Below are 16,103 nucleotides of genomic sequence, written 5' to 3'. Positions count from 1 at the left end.
AAGCATAACTATCCAAAAATTGATTTCAAGAAGCTTATATAAAAGAGCAAAAGCAAGCTCCCTGTATGGTTTATCAGCTATAGTGCCGCTGGTAGGTCAGCTTCTTATTTCATTAATTATAGTTAGGTTTCATTCTGCAAACCTGTGGGGAGACTATGTTCAAAATCTGATTTTAGCTAATATTATCCTTTTGATCGGTGGTTTTGGAAATCGAGATTATATCATCAAAAAGATTTCCGATAAGAGCTTCAAAGCAGGACACATTTGGTCTGCAAGTCTTGCATTGAGATTTTGCGTTTTCATTATCACGTTATTGGTGTTCTTGTTAATTGGATGGTTTTCAATAAGTCCACTCCTTGTAATATTTTGGACTTTTTCAACTTTCTTGAGCAACAGTTTCAACTCACTCATTATTCATAAAAAAGCATTTAGAATTAGTCTTATTCAAGAGCTGATCAGCGTGTTAATTCTTGTTTCTCTAACTGTGGGTGATATAACTGGACTTACCGTTGAGAAACTAGTTTTATTTTCTATTATCTCTCTATTGATAAAGCTTTCTTTTTACTTCTACTACTTCAGAAAGTATATCATCTTTCAAAATATTTCCTTCCCAATTCCGGAAGTATTAAAAGGTCATTTACTCTATTTCACACCAACCCTACTTGGGAACATTCAAGGACAGTCAGATGTGTATTTAGTTGCGTTATTTCTTTCGCCGGAACAATTAGGTTATTATCACATTTTTGCTAGAATCATACGCTTTTTTCAGAATTTAAGTGGCTTTGTCTTTGCACCACACTTGAAGAATATACTTAGGTTAAATAGGGAATCCATTAAGAATGTGATTTCAAAATCTCTCAGAAATGTAATCTTGCTTTCATTTCCTGCAGCCGCATTTATATTCTTTTCAGTGGATATTTTTTACGGTCTTCGACTAAGTCCATTCGTCCTTGTTTGCTTAGTTCTATTTTTCGCTCCATTCTACATATACTCTCCAATAATCTATTTTCTCTTCGGAAAAGGACTTGAGATAAATGTAAATGTTCTAATACTTCTACAAGTTTTTATCAGCATTGCTCTTGGGATTTATTTGATCAAAGAATTGAACTTTTATGGAGCCATTTTAATCAGCTTGTTCAATCAATGGATAGCTGCTGCTTTGTTTTATATTGAATTTAAGAGACACAAATGAGCGCTAGTTATTCTCCATATGTTTCCGTTCTTATCATTACTTATAATAGGGTAAGGCTACTGGACAATACAATTCAAAGTGTACTGGATCAAACCTATAAAAACTGCGAACTGATCATTATTGATGATGGCTCGACAGACGATACCGAGAAGCTAGTCAAATCCATTAAGACGGATCGAAATATCAAATATTATCGCCTTGAACACAGCGGACACATTGCAAAAGTTCGAAACTATGGACTAAAAAAATGCACTGGCGAGTTGATTGCATTTTTAGATTCGGACGATTTATGGCAGCCAGAAAGGCTTGAAACTCAAATTCTCGCTTTTCAAACCTCAGAAATCGGGTTTGCTTTTTGCAATGTACATATTCAGGAAAATCATTCTGACTTAATCTATTCTCTGTACGATGAAAATTTACTTAACGCAATGAGCTCCTTCAATCGAAGAGACATGCTTGAGGTAATCATCTACAATAAACTACAAGTTTATTCATCATCGCTCATCGTCAGAAAGTCTGCTATTGAAGAGATGGGATTATTCTCAGAAAAGAGAAGAATAATGGAAATGCATTTGATTGGAAAAATGGCTTCCGTATACGATTCTGACATAAGTAATTTAAATCTGGTTACGATAGTTAAACATTCTGAAAATTCAACTAAACAGAAGGACCATACATTTTTCTATGAAAAATTCGATCTATTGAGCGATCTACTCTCGACGAAAAAAATCACTATAAAAGAATATAGAAAGGCTAAGGGATTGCACTACTATGATATGGCTAAAAGTGTTTCTAGCTATGGAGTACGGTTTTGGGCTTTTTGTTTAGGTATTATATATCATCCAAATATTCTGAGAGACTTCTTCAAATCTTTAGGAAATTTAGTAAATGATACAGCCACTAACTTGACCAAAGTATAATGAGATTAAAATCCAAAATTAAAAAAGCTTTAGTCCGATTGACTGGTTACTGGTTTAGGAAAAAAAGAAATCTCTTTACTGGAGTTGACCTATTCTACGATATAGAGCGTACATCTGATGGACCTATAGAAGTCATTTTCGATGTAGGTGCAAACAAGGGGCAATCCGTAGCATACTTCAAAGAAGAATATAAGAACGCTCGTATTTATTCATTCGAACCTATAAAGTCCTTAATTCCGATCTTAGAAAAGAATACAAAGAAATATGCTAACGTATGTATTGAAAATACAGCTCTTGGGGAAGTCATTGGAAAACAAACGATTAATGTTTATGAAGATATTGAATGTCAATCCACGCTAAACTCACTGGACAAAGAACTAATGAACAATGATACAAATGCGTTGGAACAGGATGTTGAAATAACAACACTCGACCAATACATGCGGCAAAATGAAATTAGACAAATTGATTTATTGAAAATCGATGTTGAAAAATGGGAAATGCAGGTGTTGAGAGGTGGACTTATCAATTTGAAAGATAGAAAAATACGTTACATACTATGTGAGGTTGGGTTTTCAAAATTCAATCGTAGACATACGGATTTCATCGAAGTTTTTGATTTTTTGAGGAATTTGAATTTTTGTTTTATTGGAATATATGAGTTAAGGCTTTTTGATGGCAGAGGCCATTTTGGAAACGCTCTTTTTAAGTTAAATAAAGAATATCATGAAAGTGAATAATCAACTTCTGGCTTCAGATATTCTTCTAGACTGTAACTCAAAATTCCTACCTTATTTTAAAGAAATAACCATATTCATGTCGTGAACAAAGTTTTATTATTTAATCCTTTTGCGGCCAAAAATGGCTATCGGATCCCAAATTCGATTTTGCAAGTAGCTGCCTCAATTGACGGCAATTATGAATTTGAATTTGTTGATGGAAACCGGGAAAAAGATCCATGGAAAAAGATAAAGTCGTATTTAGATTCTGGTGAGTTTAGGTTTTTTGGGTGTACGGTAATGCCGGGCCCTCAACTAAAACAGGCCATTCCATATACCAAGTTGATTCGTGAATTATATCCAGATATCATAAACATATGGGGTGGATATTTTGCTTCAAATCAATGTGATACTTCACTCAAATCAGGCTTTGTTGATTTTATTATCAATGGTCAGGGAGATTACGCATTCCCTCAACTGCTAGATATGTTGGAAAGTGGTGGTGATGATTTTAAGTCAATTAACAACCTGATCTTTCTTGAAAATGGAGAGGTAATAAAAACAAGGAAAGAGTTCATTGGAGATCAGGATAATCTTCCACATCTGCCTTACGAAAAACTTCACAGAAACTATCCGCTCAAAGGCTATCTTAAAAAGACATTTCTTGGAAATAAGACGGCTGCCTATCATGCAAGTTTTGGTTGTCCATTTACCTGTTCATTTTGTGCCGTGGTTCCGATATACAACGCGAGGTGGAAGAGTAAATCTGCAGAAAATATCTATAGGGATGTCAAGTATCTAATTGAGGTGCATGGAGCAGATGCAGTTGAATTTCACGACAATAATTTCTTTGTGAATGAAAAAATGGTTGTGGAATTTTCTAAGCTTATCAAGAAACATAACATCAAGTGGTGGGGTGAAGGACGTATTGATACAATCAATAAGTATAAGGATGAGTCACTTCAAATCATGCGCGATGCAGGATGCAAAATGATTTTTTTTGGTGCTGAGAGCAGCAACGATGAAATCCTTGAGCAAATGGATAAAGGGGGAACTCAAACAGTCCAGCAAATCAAAGATTTTGCGGCAAGAATGAAGCAATTTGATATCATACCAGAGTACTCATTTGTGCTTGGAATTCCGCAAGAAACGGAAGAGAAGGTACGTAATCAAATTACCAAAGACATCGATTTTATTAAGGAAATTAAAACCATAAATCCTGATACTGAAATAATCATTTATCTCTATAGCCCGGTTCCTACTGAAGGCTCAGAACTCTATGAGAGTGTAAAAAAAGCAGGGTTCTCATTTCCAGAAAAGCTAGAAGATTGGTTAAGCACAGATTGGGAAGATTTCGACCTTAGAAGAAATCCATTAACTCCGTGGCTTAAGCCTTACATGGTCGACGAAATCCAAGGTTTTGAGACTGTTTTAAATGCTCATTACCCAACTGCTTCTGACTATAAATTGAGTCCTTTTCAGAGAAAAACTATGAAGATTGCGTCTTACATCAGGTATAAATTCAATTTCTATAAATGGCCGTATGAGCTTAAAATCCTTCAAAAATTTTGGCTGAAGTATCGAAGGCCTGAGACCGAGGGCTTTGCAATGGAAGAATTATGATTTCGTTATTACAAAGAAAGGGACTCAAAGTTTTCCATCCAGTGCTGAAACGAGTAGCCAAATTCTACTTAAGAAAGCCGAGGTATTATGCATTTAATAATATCAAAGTGAGAGTTATACCTGGAGTTTTTCACCCGGGTCTCTTTTTTAGCACAAAAGTCTTGCTTGGCTATATTGAAGAGCAAAATCTTACAAAAATGTCAGTTCTGGAACTTGGTGCTGGTTCCGGATTGATATCAATTTTTTGTGCTAATAAAGGAGCATTTGTCACCGCTTCAGATATCAATGTAGCAGCACTTGCAGAGCTTAAGGTCAATGCCAAAAGAAACGATGCCGATATTCAGATTAAAGAATCTGATCTTTTTGATCAACTCAATATAGAAGACTTTGATTTAATCATAATTAACCCGCCATATTATCCTAACAACCCCCGCTCTGTAGAAGAGCATGCCTGGTACTGTGGAGAAGAATTCGAATATTTTAAAAAGTTGTTTTTTCAGCTCAAAGCTTTTAACGCTGAAAAAACGCAAGTGTTAATGATACTATCAGAAGATTGCCATATAGAAAAGATCAAATCAATTGCAAAACAAGAGAGCTTGATTATGAATATCGTTCATCGGAAAAAAGTGGGAGGTGAGGAGAATTTAATCTACCGCATTATGAATGATAGTGCTTAAAAGGAAGAACTTGAAACCATATGATATCAGGAAAGAAAATCATCGTTATACTACCTGCTTACAATGCGTCCAATACCTTAGAAAAAACCTATAATGATATCCCTTTTGATATCGTAGATGAAGTGGTATTGGTAGATGATGCTAGCAATGACAACACAGTAGTTGTTGCAAAAAGTCTTGGCATTAAACATATCATTGAGCACAGATCTAATCAAGGGTATGGAGGGAATCAAAAGACTTGCTATCGAAAAGCTCTTGAATTAAAGGCTGATATTATAATCATGCTACATCCTGATTACCAGTATGAACCGAAGTTGATTTCAAGCATGTCATATATCCTTGCTCAAGACATATATCCTGTTGTTTTAGGATCAAGAATATTAGGGAATGGTGCAATTAAAGGGGGTATGCCTGTTTATAAATATGTTGCTAACAGACTACTAACCTTCATTCAAAATTTAGCCACCAAAGCAAAGCTTTCTGAGTACCATACTGGTTACCGCGCATTTAACTCAGAGGTTCTATCGAAGATAGATCTTACCCAGAATTCTGATGATTTTGTTTTTGATAATCAAATGTTATCACAGATTATAATGAAGGGATATTCAATTGCGGAAATCACTTGCCCTACAAAATACAATGTCGACTCCTCATCAATTAACTTCAAACGAAGTTTAAAATATGGCTTTGGAGTATTGTTGGTTTCATTGCAGCACTGGCTTCATCGAAACCGATTGGTTCGAATTAAGAGATATTGCTAAGCTGACTAAAGCTCGATTACTCGTAGTGTATAGAATCCATATCCACGTCCCCAATCTGATAAATAGACAACTTTATTTTCATCAACCAGTATAGGCTTTTTCTTATTATCCAGTGAGGAAGTCAATTTCAAATCACCTAAATAGAGCTGATTGTCTTTAACAAACACTGAAGACTCGGACCATTCTTCAAATGGAAAGGCAATACCATCTACTTTCTTTGAACCTTGCCAGTAGGTATAGCTTAGTCGATTGTTTGAGAGTTGATAGTCGAGTATTAAAGATGGATTGCTTTCCAATAAATAATTTCCCACTGCATTTCTTTTGCTCACAATTTGGTAAAAGTAGAGGGAAAACAAAGTGACAGATAGCAAAATTGGAATCAAATGTTTCTTACTCACTAATTGTCCGTTTTGGATCATTCCGAAAACGATTAGAGTAGCAAAGAGTCCTAAAAATTGAAAGATTAGCGGCCAATCATTGAGATAGGAATACGGAAAATTTATGATGCCCATGAGCAGCAAACCAACTAAAATTTGTTTGCTGAAACGCTGTGACTGAATAACAGATAAATAAATAATCACCAGCAAAATTCTTGAATAGCTACTTCCATAAGGACTTATAATAAAGATTAGTAGCAACCACATTCCGAATGTTCTGAAATCCTTTTCGCCGGTTTTATTGCTTGAATTAATTAATGCCACATAGATGATCAGTGCATAGGTAATTCCCATTGAAGCCGCAAAGAGAATTTTATTATTTACTAACAGGTGTTGATTTTCTACAGCGTCTGAAATGAATAAATATTTAAAGAACATTAATGGCGACTGATTTGGGATAAATCCAGCTGATACAATTTCACCTAATGAAACTTTGGGGGAAATATTCGATAGATAAAAAATGAAGATGTCGAAACTCAAAAGAAATCCCGTAGATAACAAAATAAGGCTTCCAAGCATGGCGAATATTGCCGTGGATTTGTAGTCTTTTTTCCTAATGAGATAAAAGACCATAATACCAGGAGCTATTTTCAAAGCCGTGGGCACGACCCATAGTAGCATCGCTGGTACGAGCTTTCCTTTTTTGTACAGCAAATAGCCTTCTATGAGCATTGAAAAAAGCAGCATGTAGAATTGGCCATAGAGTATTCCATTTCGAATAGGAATAAAGCAAATCAAAGGAAGCAACAAAAGAGCAGGTTTATCTGTAATGTCTAAATACTTGATAATTCTGATCAATGAAAAAAGGAATAAAAATCCATTTATCAGATTGAAAAGAAGTTTAGCAGAATCAATATCTAAATTAGAGAGAGGGGCAAAGAACAATGCGATAAAAGGGGAGTTGGGTGAAAAATTCACAAAGAAATTTTCATAACCTTCTGCCAATAGTTCTAAGTTAAAGATGGTTGGGTCATAAATAGAATTATCAAACTTGCCTTCAGCAAAATACTTGCCCGCAAAATAATAGTTTGAAAAATCGTGTGGAGGATAATTGATAGACTTGAACGTGTAAAAAGAGATCACTACAATAAGGGCTGCAAACGTAAGATTGTAGTACTCGAATCCTTTTTTTATGATTGATTTAAGTGATTTCATATTGACTAGTTGTCACTCTTTTTATAATCCACTTCGTAAAGCATGTAGTTTTCATTTGCGACAACCGCTGGCTCAAAAATCTTAATAGGCTCTATTCGCATAAACCTATCTTCATAATATCCATTTTGGCTAATTGTATTGTCTATTTGGTTGTCATTTTTATTGAAAGTATTCTTGACAAGTAAAATATTTTGTTGGTTGACACTCACATATTGTGATAAACGTTGATAAAATTCTTCATTGGATATCATGAATGGATTGGTTTCCCATCGGCAAAATGAAGCTTCCGAGTTAGTAAGGAGTGAATAGTAAGGCTTCCCTAAATACAGGCTAATTGAAGGAGCAGAGGAGTAAGGGTGGATAATGATTGCCCATTCTGAGTAGTCATTTTCATTGATGTATTTTGCAACATTTTTTCCTTGCGAAAAAGATAATTGAGTATCAAAATAGACTGCAGTAATTCCAGAAAGCATCTGAATCAATAAAGATATCGTAACTACTCCATTAATGATTTTAGAATCGAGCTTGGCAACTACATCCACTTGTTGCAGCCAGTAGAAAGCGATGAATACAATAAATATGAAGCAAGAATATCTATATGCGATTGGTTGATGAATGGTAAATAAAAACCCGGAAATAATTACAATGCTTAAATAGTAAGCCAGCTTTACTTTATTGTCATTAAAAAAGAACCACGGGAATATAAAGCTAGGTATGGCAAGCAATCCCAATGTTTTGGATAGTGAGAGAGGCCAGGAAGATCCCCAGAATCCTATGGTTGAGAAGTCTGGAATTACTATGAAAGATTTGAAATGGAGCAATACCATTCTTTTACACCTTTCGAAGAATGTCCAATTGTTATATTGTTCTAAAACGGCATGATTAAGACTATTCTTCAATTGAAGAAATAGTAGAATAATAAAGCCTACAAAAACTAAATAAGCGACAACCTTCTTCTTATTAAAGGAAAAAACATCGTTGATTTTAGGGTTCAAATCATAAATCAAAAGAGCAGATGCTAGAATAGCAGCAAAAAAATGAGTGTTAGCTAAAATACCGAGAACAATCGCTCTTGATACATTGCTTTTATTTCGAAAATAAATTAGGTAGATCAGTAAGAAGAGAATTGATAAACTATAATTCCTGCTTATAACTAAGTACTCATAAAGCATCGGATAGCTAAGTATAAATAGGTATCTTATGTGCTTTTCAAAAGGAGCTTTTCTGAGGAAAAGAAGAGAACTTGCAGCACCTATGCAGAAGTGAAAAAGCTGAAATGTTAAGGTGCTGCTATTGATTGCATGGATAAAGAATAGCAATATAGGCCACATAAATGGCTGTCCGTCGATTGCTTCAACTTTAATAAACTCGGAAAAACTAGTAACATCTCTAACGACTAACCAATGTTGTGCCTCGTCCATCCATAGTTCATGATTTAGAACACCAGTCAAGCCGATACCTAAAAAAATAAACCAAATCAGGTAATCAAAATTATGAGATAGATAGATTGGCTTTATAGATTTAAGAATCATTTTCATCTCGTAGTTAATCAAAAATAGATACTCTTGTAATCAAAGCAAGGGTGAAAAGAAGAAGTGCTTAGCATAAAGTATGACTAGGCAATCAATATACTTTGCTATCCTATCAAAGGACTCCTAAATTTGCCTGATGCAAAACGATCCAGATTTAAACCCGAAGGATTTAGGGAGGATATCTTCTGACTTTGTGAAAGTGGCCGAATCGTTGAAAGAGGCATCATATGCTATTAGAAAACAAGAATTTTCTAAATACCCGGTTTTCCCAATGTGTCAAGTTAGTCAGCCCATTGGCCAAGTACTTGTGGTGGCTTTTCAAGCAGAAAACAATTGGCACTATTACGCTTCTTTCATGGAAGAATTTTCTCAACGAGGGTTAATAGCTGACGAAAAAATCTTCAAAGAAAATTACAAGGACCCTGATGAATTTTGCTGCTTATTCGTAGTTGATGAGCAGTTCACAAATTTTGTCTTCGTACCATATCCAATAGATTAAATCTATTTCAAAATCATTCTGATAGAGGAAGCATGCACTCCATCTACGCTAGTTGTTAGCGTATAAATACCTTCTTTGTAATCCTCTAGATAGATGATTTTTAAGTTTGAAGGACCGCAAATTTTCGATGGAAAATGAGCAACTTCTTTGCCTGATAAATCATGTATTTTGAATCCAACCTCTGAACTTGGATCTACACTATCAGGAAGCAAGACTCTTACTATTCTGTCAGTAACTGGGTTGGGATAGATTCTGAATTTACTTCGCTGCTCTTCTATCCCAAGCACTTCTCCTTCTTCCACTACGATGAACTGTCCCATCATGCCACCATCTTCATGAGGTAAAATGTGACAATGATACATATATGGTACCTCTGAATCAGCAAAATCATCAAACTGAGTAATAAATCTGACTGTTTCACCACCCTCTACGAATACTACATCTTTTAAGCCACGTTCGTTTTCTGGAGGAGCCACACCATCTCTGTCAAGAATGTAGAATTGGATATCGTGGATATGGAAAGGATGTCCAATATTGGTGTTGTTTGTAATGGTCCAGATTTCAATGTCATCAAGCAACACTGTTTCGTTCACTAGATCAATATCAAACAATAAATTGTCAAGATTGAAAGGATTTCCAGGGCCGTTTCCTTCCATTGTAATTGTTCGCTCCCTATCAGCTTCACTTTCATCCCAAGGCGTGTGAGTAGCTAGTGCTGACGGAATGGTGGTGATCGGATTTGCTGTTGGTGCACCTACTCGTATTTCAAGAAATTCGGTATCCTGTCCGTCAAAACCTTGAGCCATTCCTCCGGGTCCACCAGGGATGCCTGGTCCAAACTCTGAAGCATAGGTCATAAGTTTGAGAGTAGACCCATTGTCATTTGAAAGATCTACCACAATTTCGGCACGTTCTCCCGTAGAAAGTCTCAATCTATCCATTGTGACGGGAGCAGATAATAATCCTCCATCAGAACCAATTTGATAGAAATCACGATCGTCATCAAATCCTATGTTTAGGACACGTTCGTTTGAGCCATTCAATAAGCGCATTCTAACCATCTGCGAAGGCAGCTCTACATAAGGATCCAATGTTCCATTTACCATAAAGTCTGTATCATCTCCTCTTTCATCAAGTTGATTGTTAGCTGTAAAACTCTTGAACTGAATAATCATCGGGATGTCATCTTCCCCGTAAGTCCTTGGTAATGTTAGCGCTGCTTCATCATCAGAGCGAATAATGATCATTCCGGCAGCTCCCTTGGTTACATGTTCGTTGGTTTTTTCATGAAGGTGAGGGTGGTACCAGAAGGTTGTCGCTCGATCCAAAACAGTAAAATCTGGTCTCCATGTAGTTCCAGCAGCAATGACCGTATGAGGTCCGCCATCATCTTCTGGAGATACGTGCATGCCATGCCAATGTACGGTGGTAGGCTCGTCAAGATCGTTTTGAACGGAAATTTCAATATCGTCCCCTTGATTAAAGATCAATGTGGGGCCTAAAAAATTCCCATTGAATCCAATAGTCTCTGTGATAGTGCCATCAAAAAATTGACGAGTAGATTCATCAATTGTTAAGGCGAAGGTTGTGCCTTCAATAGTTTCTGGAATAGATAGTTCATTGGTGAACTGTGCAAATGCAGTGAATGGTAGGAGTAATAGTAAAATCTTCTTCATATTCATTAGACGTTAAATCCAGATGAAACTTGTGGATACTATAAAGATAAAAAGGCCTGCTTTTCGAAACAGGCCCCATTAAAATGCTGGTTATGGTAGTCTTCGTTAGATCATCTTATGCTTCATTGCAAGCTGAATCGCTTCTACTTTATTGTGGACATGCAATTTGCTATAGATGTTTTCAATGTGTTTTCGTACGGTCTTTGGTGATATGAAGAGTTTTTCAGCAATCTGATTGTAATGGGCACCAGATGCGATTTCTTGTAGGATTTCTAGTTCTCTATTCGTCAGGTTAAACTGCTTTGCGCGTTCTTTTTTTAATTCACCAGTAGATTTCCCTCTAAGAAGACCAAGAATACGAGTTGCAATTTCCGGACTCATAGGTGCACCACCATCCAGGACATCTTCGATTGCTTCTACAATTTGTATCGTCTTTACATCTTTCAAAAGATAGCCGGAAGCTCCAGCAAGAATAGAGTCAAATATTTTATCATTTTCGTCAAAGACAGTGAGCATAATCACTTTGATGTCAGGATATTTTTCTTTGAGTTTTTCCGTTGCCTCGATGCCATTCATATCCGGCATGTTTATATCCATTAGCATTACATCAATGGCATATTTGTCCAGACGTTCTAGAACTTCATTTCCATCGATAGCTACAAATTCAATTTGGATTTGCTCATACTGCTTTAGGCCGGCAGAAATCGACTGAAGCAATTTTGGATTATCATCCGCTAAGCCTACTCTTATCTTCATATCAATCAAAATTATGATTATTGCTTCGTAAGAAGCTACGTCATTTGACCTATTTTAAAGTTACGCAATATGATTTGAGTGCCTTTATCTTTCGCCGTCTCTAGTTGATATTCTGCTCCTAGTTCTTTGGCTCTTTTACGCATATTAATTAATCCGAAATGCCCCATTTTATCATCTCCAGAAAAACCGATACCATCATCTGATATAGAAAGACAAGTCGAACCTTCAAGTGTAAAATCTATCCTAATCAGTTTCGGGTTCGCATGTTTTACTGAGTTGTTTACTGCCTCTTGGATTAACCTAAAAATATTTATAGCAACAGTAGGATTTAACTTCTCTGAAGATTTTGAAAAATGAACCTCATGAAAAATTCCAGGGTAAGGTTGGAGGATCTCCGAAAGATAATCTATGACTTTAGTCTTTAGTTCTTCAATTGTCACCTCATCATTGTTAATTACCCAGATGGTTTCGCGAAGTTGCCGCATGGTATCTCGCGTAAATTCCCCGAGCTCTTTTATGGCTTCAGGAGAATCTTTTCCAGACAGGTTGTTAATTGAGGTAGCTATATAGGTGATTTGTGAGCCAACATTATCATGCAAATCCCGACTTATCCGTTCACGCTCATTCTGAATTTTTTGCTGCATTTCCATCTTTCTTAGTTGCTTTTTCAGTTGTTGGTTGGAATAGTATCTTGACAACAGGAAGACTCCGAGAATGGAACCAATACCAACAATGGAATAGAACCACCAAGTTTGATAAAAAGCAGGATGAACAACGATAGCAAAAGTTCTGGCTTCGCTTAGTGTTGAGCCGCTTTTAGTACGCACCTTAAATGTATATTCACCTGGCGGAAGTGAGTATGTTGCACGTCTTTCAAAAGGACCAGCGTCAACCCAGTTTTCATTAAAATTAGTCAGTGAATATTGATAAGTTATTTGATCCTTTTTTCGATGTGACATAGCTGAAAATTCCAGACTAAAGATTCTGTCTTCAGGGTTGATTTCCAGTTGGGATTCGGCAATTCTTGATCTTAAGTTCTCTTTATAATTGATACTCAACTTTGTAATTACAGGCATCGGTGCACTGGCATTATCTTTTAAATCCTCTGGATTGAACACTACCAGTCCATTTACATTGCCAAACATGAAGTCATTGCCATTTTGGTATGATGAGGCAATTGCAAATTCATTATTTATCAAGCCATCTGAAGTATTGTAATTAGTGATTTTATGGGTTGCAATATCTATCCTGCTTATACCACCATTGGTGCTGACAAAAACCCCCTCTTTACTACCGATGATGGCAGAACATATTTCGTTAGCTAAGCCATTGGATTTATCAAAGTGGGTAAATTTTTCTGTTTCTCGGTTAAATAAACTCACACCTCCGCCAAATGTGGAAACCCAAATGTCGCCATTGTAATCTTCAAAAAAACCTGAAACGAAATTGAAAGCGGGTCCAGAATCTAATTGATCTTTGTTGTATGCGAATACTCTGAATTCTTGATCAGGGGAAATGGTGTAAAAGCCGACGTTATTGCCAACCCAAACAGTGCCGTCCTTGCTCACAAAGGCTGATAAGTAGTAATTGGTGGGGAATTTTTTGGGGTTGGATTGATAATGAAAATACTCTTTGAGTTCCAAGTTTTTTGAGAAAAGAAATAAGCCATTGTGAGTAGTCACCCAAATTTCTTCTTCCAGCTCTTTTATTGCTGAGACAACATGAGGTGTGATGTCATTCTCATTCAGTTTTTTGACGCTGGATGCTTTAGTCTTAAGATTAATGGTTATTAATTCTTCTTCAAAGGTTCCTACAATAAATTCATGTTCGCTCAGCTGTTCTATTGCGGTAATTCTCTTGTCTTGAAGATGTTCACTTTTGAATTTATAAACGTTATTTATTGCCGTTTCAGCAAATAAGTTTTCAGTGATACTTCCATTTACGGATCCTACATAGAGTCCATTGTCTGCGCCCACTAAAAGGTGCTCCTGAGTCAAATAGACGCTCCAAACAGCTTTATCACTAAAGCCATTATTCTTGCTGAGGAATTTAAATCTATCCTTTCGTGGGTCGTAGATATTGACACCTCCATTGGCGGTGCCAGCCCAGATTAATCCATCTTTGTCTTTCATCAAAGCAGCGATTGTATTGCTGGTCAAGTCGTATTCTCCTTCACCCGATTGAATGATGGTTGAGCAGGAAAATTCATAAGGATTGAATAGATAAATCCCATTGTCAGTGGCTACCCAAAGCTCTTTTTTTTCAGGACCCCATATAATATCATTTACAGGTTCTTGTATACAAGGTATGTGTTCCATACTACTTCTATTGAAATTGTAATGAAGCATTCCGTTATCAGTTCCTATAAAAATTCCTTTTTCCCCAAGTAATAGCTCGGATTTAAATCTTGAGCAGCTATATCCTTTTGGTAATACAATGGAGTCAACCTCATCTTTTATTAAATGAGTATGTGTAAGTAGATACTCAGTCTTATTATAACTGATTGAATTGTAATACTTGTGTTTTTTTTCACCATGCGAAGACTTTAGAAGATCCCTCTCATTTAATAATACAGTCGCAGAATCTAAATATGATAGGGGATCCAATATGTAAGATCCTTCATTAAATCCAATGATCACCTTCCCTTTTTTGCTATAAACACGTAAAACCTGATTGATCTGGCCTCTGAATTTTTCGTCATTGCTTATAACAAAATGTGTTGAGCTTCCATTTCGCCAATCGAGTCTGGTAGCTCCGCTTGATGAAGCAGTCCAAATGTTTCCATAGTCATCTTCAATGATGCTCCACAGGAAATTTCCGGCCATATCCATTTCGCCTTCCATGGTGTATTTGACAAATTCATACCCGTCGTACCTATTCAATCCTTCTTGAGTAGCAAGCCATATAAAGCCTTCCGAATCTTGAAAAATATCGTTTACTGAGTTTTGTGATAGACCATCTATTGTATTGATGTGATCAAATCGATACTGACCGAAAGCAGTTGCAGTGATAAGGGTAGATATGATAATAATGGCGGATTTCACAATCTTAAAAGTACAACATCAATTTTCAAGAAAATAGGGCATATGCCCTATTAAATCCTCTGGAAGGATATGGAGATTTGATATGTCATTAAAAAATTATCGCCATGTATAAATCAAAGCAAAAAATGAAAAAAATTATCGCTCTGTTCTTCGCCATTGCTATCGCTACTTTTTCCTATGCTCAAGAATTGGAAGTAAATATGAAAGGGTATGGAGAGAAGAAATTGAAAAAGTTTCCTAAGAAAGCTTATATCAAGGAATTTAATGTAAACTTTCAAATGGCTGCTGATGCTAAGGCTGTATCAAAAACTACCACGAATTCTCGAAAAGGCTCATCAAGTGCTAGTATGAGCGTTGCAGTTACGGGGGTAGATGTTGCAGATCTTCAAGAGATTACTAATGCTGTTTACAATGAGTTTGTAGAGTCATTGAAGAAGGAAGGGTTTGAGATTATTCCTGCTGAAGAAATGAAGGGTGCCAAATTCTTTGAAGATCATACATTGCTTGAAGCCAATGTAAATGAAGCGCAGAACCCAGGATATTTAAAAGTAACACCCGAAGGTTTTAAATATTATGTAAAGAAAATCTCTAAAAAAGGGAAAGAGCAGCAGGCTGCTGTACCAATGAAATTGATTAAAGAATACAGTGATGTGTTAATCTTATCAGCTAATTATTCATTTTCATCTATTTATCTAACTGCGAAACAAAACACTACTCTTGGGACGTCAAGCGTAAAGGGAAAGGTAGGCTTAAAAATGCCAGGATGCAGTATCACCGCTTGGGGTGGGATCATGACAAGCGTAGCTTTCTTAACAAAAAAAGCCCCAGAGTTTGAAGGGATATTTAAGAATGAAGGAGAAAAACTAAAGACCTTTTCAATGGCAACCGCTCCAACCTACAGTGGATTTTTAACGCACACTTCAAATGAATTTACTCATGAGGCGGAAGCTGATGGAGATAAATACAGGATGGCGACAATGGACACCATGAACAACTTCAATGGAATGGCCCTAGCCCAGCTGTTTGGATATTTTGGAAAATAAAATTAGCCGCTGAAATATTTATCAATTTGAATCATGGTGAATTTCAATTGATGATTCGTGTTGACTGCC

13 protein-coding genes are annotated in these 16,103 nt (G+C 36.3%); 8 read left to right on the top strand and 5 right to left on the bottom strand.

Annotated features, from left to right (window positions below; all coding sequences use genetic code 11):
• The first annotated feature begins 19 nt into the window (after positions 1-19).
• The 6 genes from ACY650_RS05255 (at position 20) to ACY650_RS05230 (ending at position 5,892) form a co-directional block, all read left to right on the top strand.
• Positions 20-1,192: an MATE family efflux transporter gene (locus ACY650_RS05255; protein ID WP_462252461.1), complete on the top strand. Its 1,173-nt coding sequence runs from the start codon at positions 20-22 to the stop codon at positions 1,190-1,192.
• Complete coding sequence (locus ACY650_RS05250; RefSeq protein WP_462252459.1) at positions 1,189-2,112, top strand: glycosyltransferase family 2 protein; 924 nt, start codon at positions 1,189-1,191, stop codon at positions 2,110-2,112. Before ACY650_RS05255 ends, ACY650_RS05250 begins: the two co-directional genes overlap by 4 nt.
• The gene (locus ACY650_RS05245; protein ID WP_462252457.1) at positions 2,112-2,852 is read left to right on the top strand and encodes an FkbM family methyltransferase; all 741 of its coding nucleotides are present in this window, start codon (positions 2,112-2,114) and stop codon (positions 2,850-2,852) included. The genes ACY650_RS05250 and ACY650_RS05245 overlap by 1 nt, the downstream gene beginning before the upstream one ends.
• Before the next feature lie 81 nt (positions 2,853-2,933).
• Positions 2,934-4,454: a B12-binding domain-containing radical SAM protein gene (locus ACY650_RS05240; protein WP_462252455.1), complete on the top strand. Its 1,521-nt coding sequence runs from the start codon at positions 2,934-2,936 to the stop codon at positions 4,452-4,454.
• Positions 4,451-5,131, top strand: a complete 681-nt coding sequence (locus ACY650_RS05235) for a methyltransferase (RefSeq protein ID WP_462252453.1) — start codon at positions 4,451-4,453, stop codon at positions 5,129-5,131. Before ACY650_RS05240 ends, ACY650_RS05235 begins: the two co-directional genes overlap by 4 nt.
• Positions 5,132-5,151: 20 nt before the next feature.
• Complete coding sequence (locus ACY650_RS05230) at positions 5,152-5,892, top strand: glycosyltransferase family 2 protein (protein ID WP_462252451.1); 741 nt, start codon at positions 5,152-5,154, stop codon at positions 5,890-5,892.
• Positions 5,893-5,897: 5 nt separating this feature from the next.
• On the opposite strand, the gene ACY650_RS05225 is transcribed toward ACY650_RS05230, so the two are convergent.
• Both ACY650_RS05225 and ACY650_RS05220 read right to left on the bottom strand, forming a co-directional pair.
• Positions 5,898-7,484 (bottom strand): glycosyltransferase family 87 protein, encoded by a 1,587-nt coding sequence (locus tag ACY650_RS05225; RefSeq protein WP_462252449.1) that lies wholly within the window; start codon positions 7,482-7,484, stop codon positions 5,898-5,900.
• A gap of 5 nt (positions 7,485-7,489) precedes the next feature.
• The gene (locus ACY650_RS05220) at positions 7,490-9,016 is read right to left on the bottom strand and encodes a hypothetical protein (protein WP_462252447.1); all 1,527 of its coding nucleotides are present in this window, start codon (positions 9,014-9,016) and stop codon (positions 7,490-7,492) included.
• A gap of 136 nt (positions 9,017-9,152) precedes the next feature.
• Here ACY650_RS05220 and ACY650_RS05215 point away from each other — a divergent pair, with 136 nt between their 5' ends.
• A complete protein-coding gene (locus ACY650_RS05215) occupies positions 9,153-9,515 on the top strand; it encodes a hypothetical protein (RefSeq protein ID WP_462252445.1) in 363 nt (120 codons plus the stop codon).
• A 2-nt stretch (positions 9,516-9,517) separates the two neighbouring features.
• On the opposite strand, the gene ACY650_RS05210 is transcribed toward ACY650_RS05215, so the two are convergent.
• The 3 genes from ACY650_RS05210 to ACY650_RS05200 form a co-directional block, all read right to left on the bottom strand.
• Positions 9,518-11,191 (bottom strand): multicopper oxidase domain-containing protein, encoded by a 1,674-nt coding sequence (locus ACY650_RS05210; RefSeq protein ID WP_462252443.1) that lies wholly within the window; start codon positions 11,189-11,191, stop codon positions 9,518-9,520.
• A 105-nt stretch (positions 11,192-11,296) separates the two neighbouring features.
• Positions 11,297-11,947 (bottom strand): response regulator, encoded by a 651-nt coding sequence (locus tag ACY650_RS05205; RefSeq protein ID WP_462252441.1) that lies wholly within the window; start codon positions 11,945-11,947, stop codon positions 11,297-11,299.
• Positions 11,948-11,982: 35 nt separating this feature from the next.
• Positions 11,983-14,991, bottom strand: coding sequence for a ligand-binding sensor domain-containing protein (locus tag ACY650_RS05200; RefSeq protein WP_462252439.1), 3,009 nt, complete (start codon positions 14,989-14,991; stop codon positions 11,983-11,985).
• A 125-nt stretch (positions 14,992-15,116) separates the two neighbouring features.
• Between ACY650_RS05200 and ACY650_RS05195 the strand changes: the two genes are divergently transcribed.
• A complete protein-coding gene (locus ACY650_RS05195; RefSeq protein WP_462252437.1) occupies positions 15,117-16,034 on the top strand; it encodes a hypothetical protein in 918 nt (305 codons plus the stop codon).
• The last annotated feature ends 69 nt before the right edge of the window (positions 16,035-16,103 follow it).

It is taken from the genome of Ekhidna sp. (assembly GCF_963691765.1).
GTDB lineage: Bacteria > Bacteroidota > Bacteroidia > Cytophagales > Cyclobacteriaceae > Ekhidna.
Note: the sequence above shows the minus strand (reverse complement) of the source record. Positions and strands in the feature narration are given on the sequence as shown.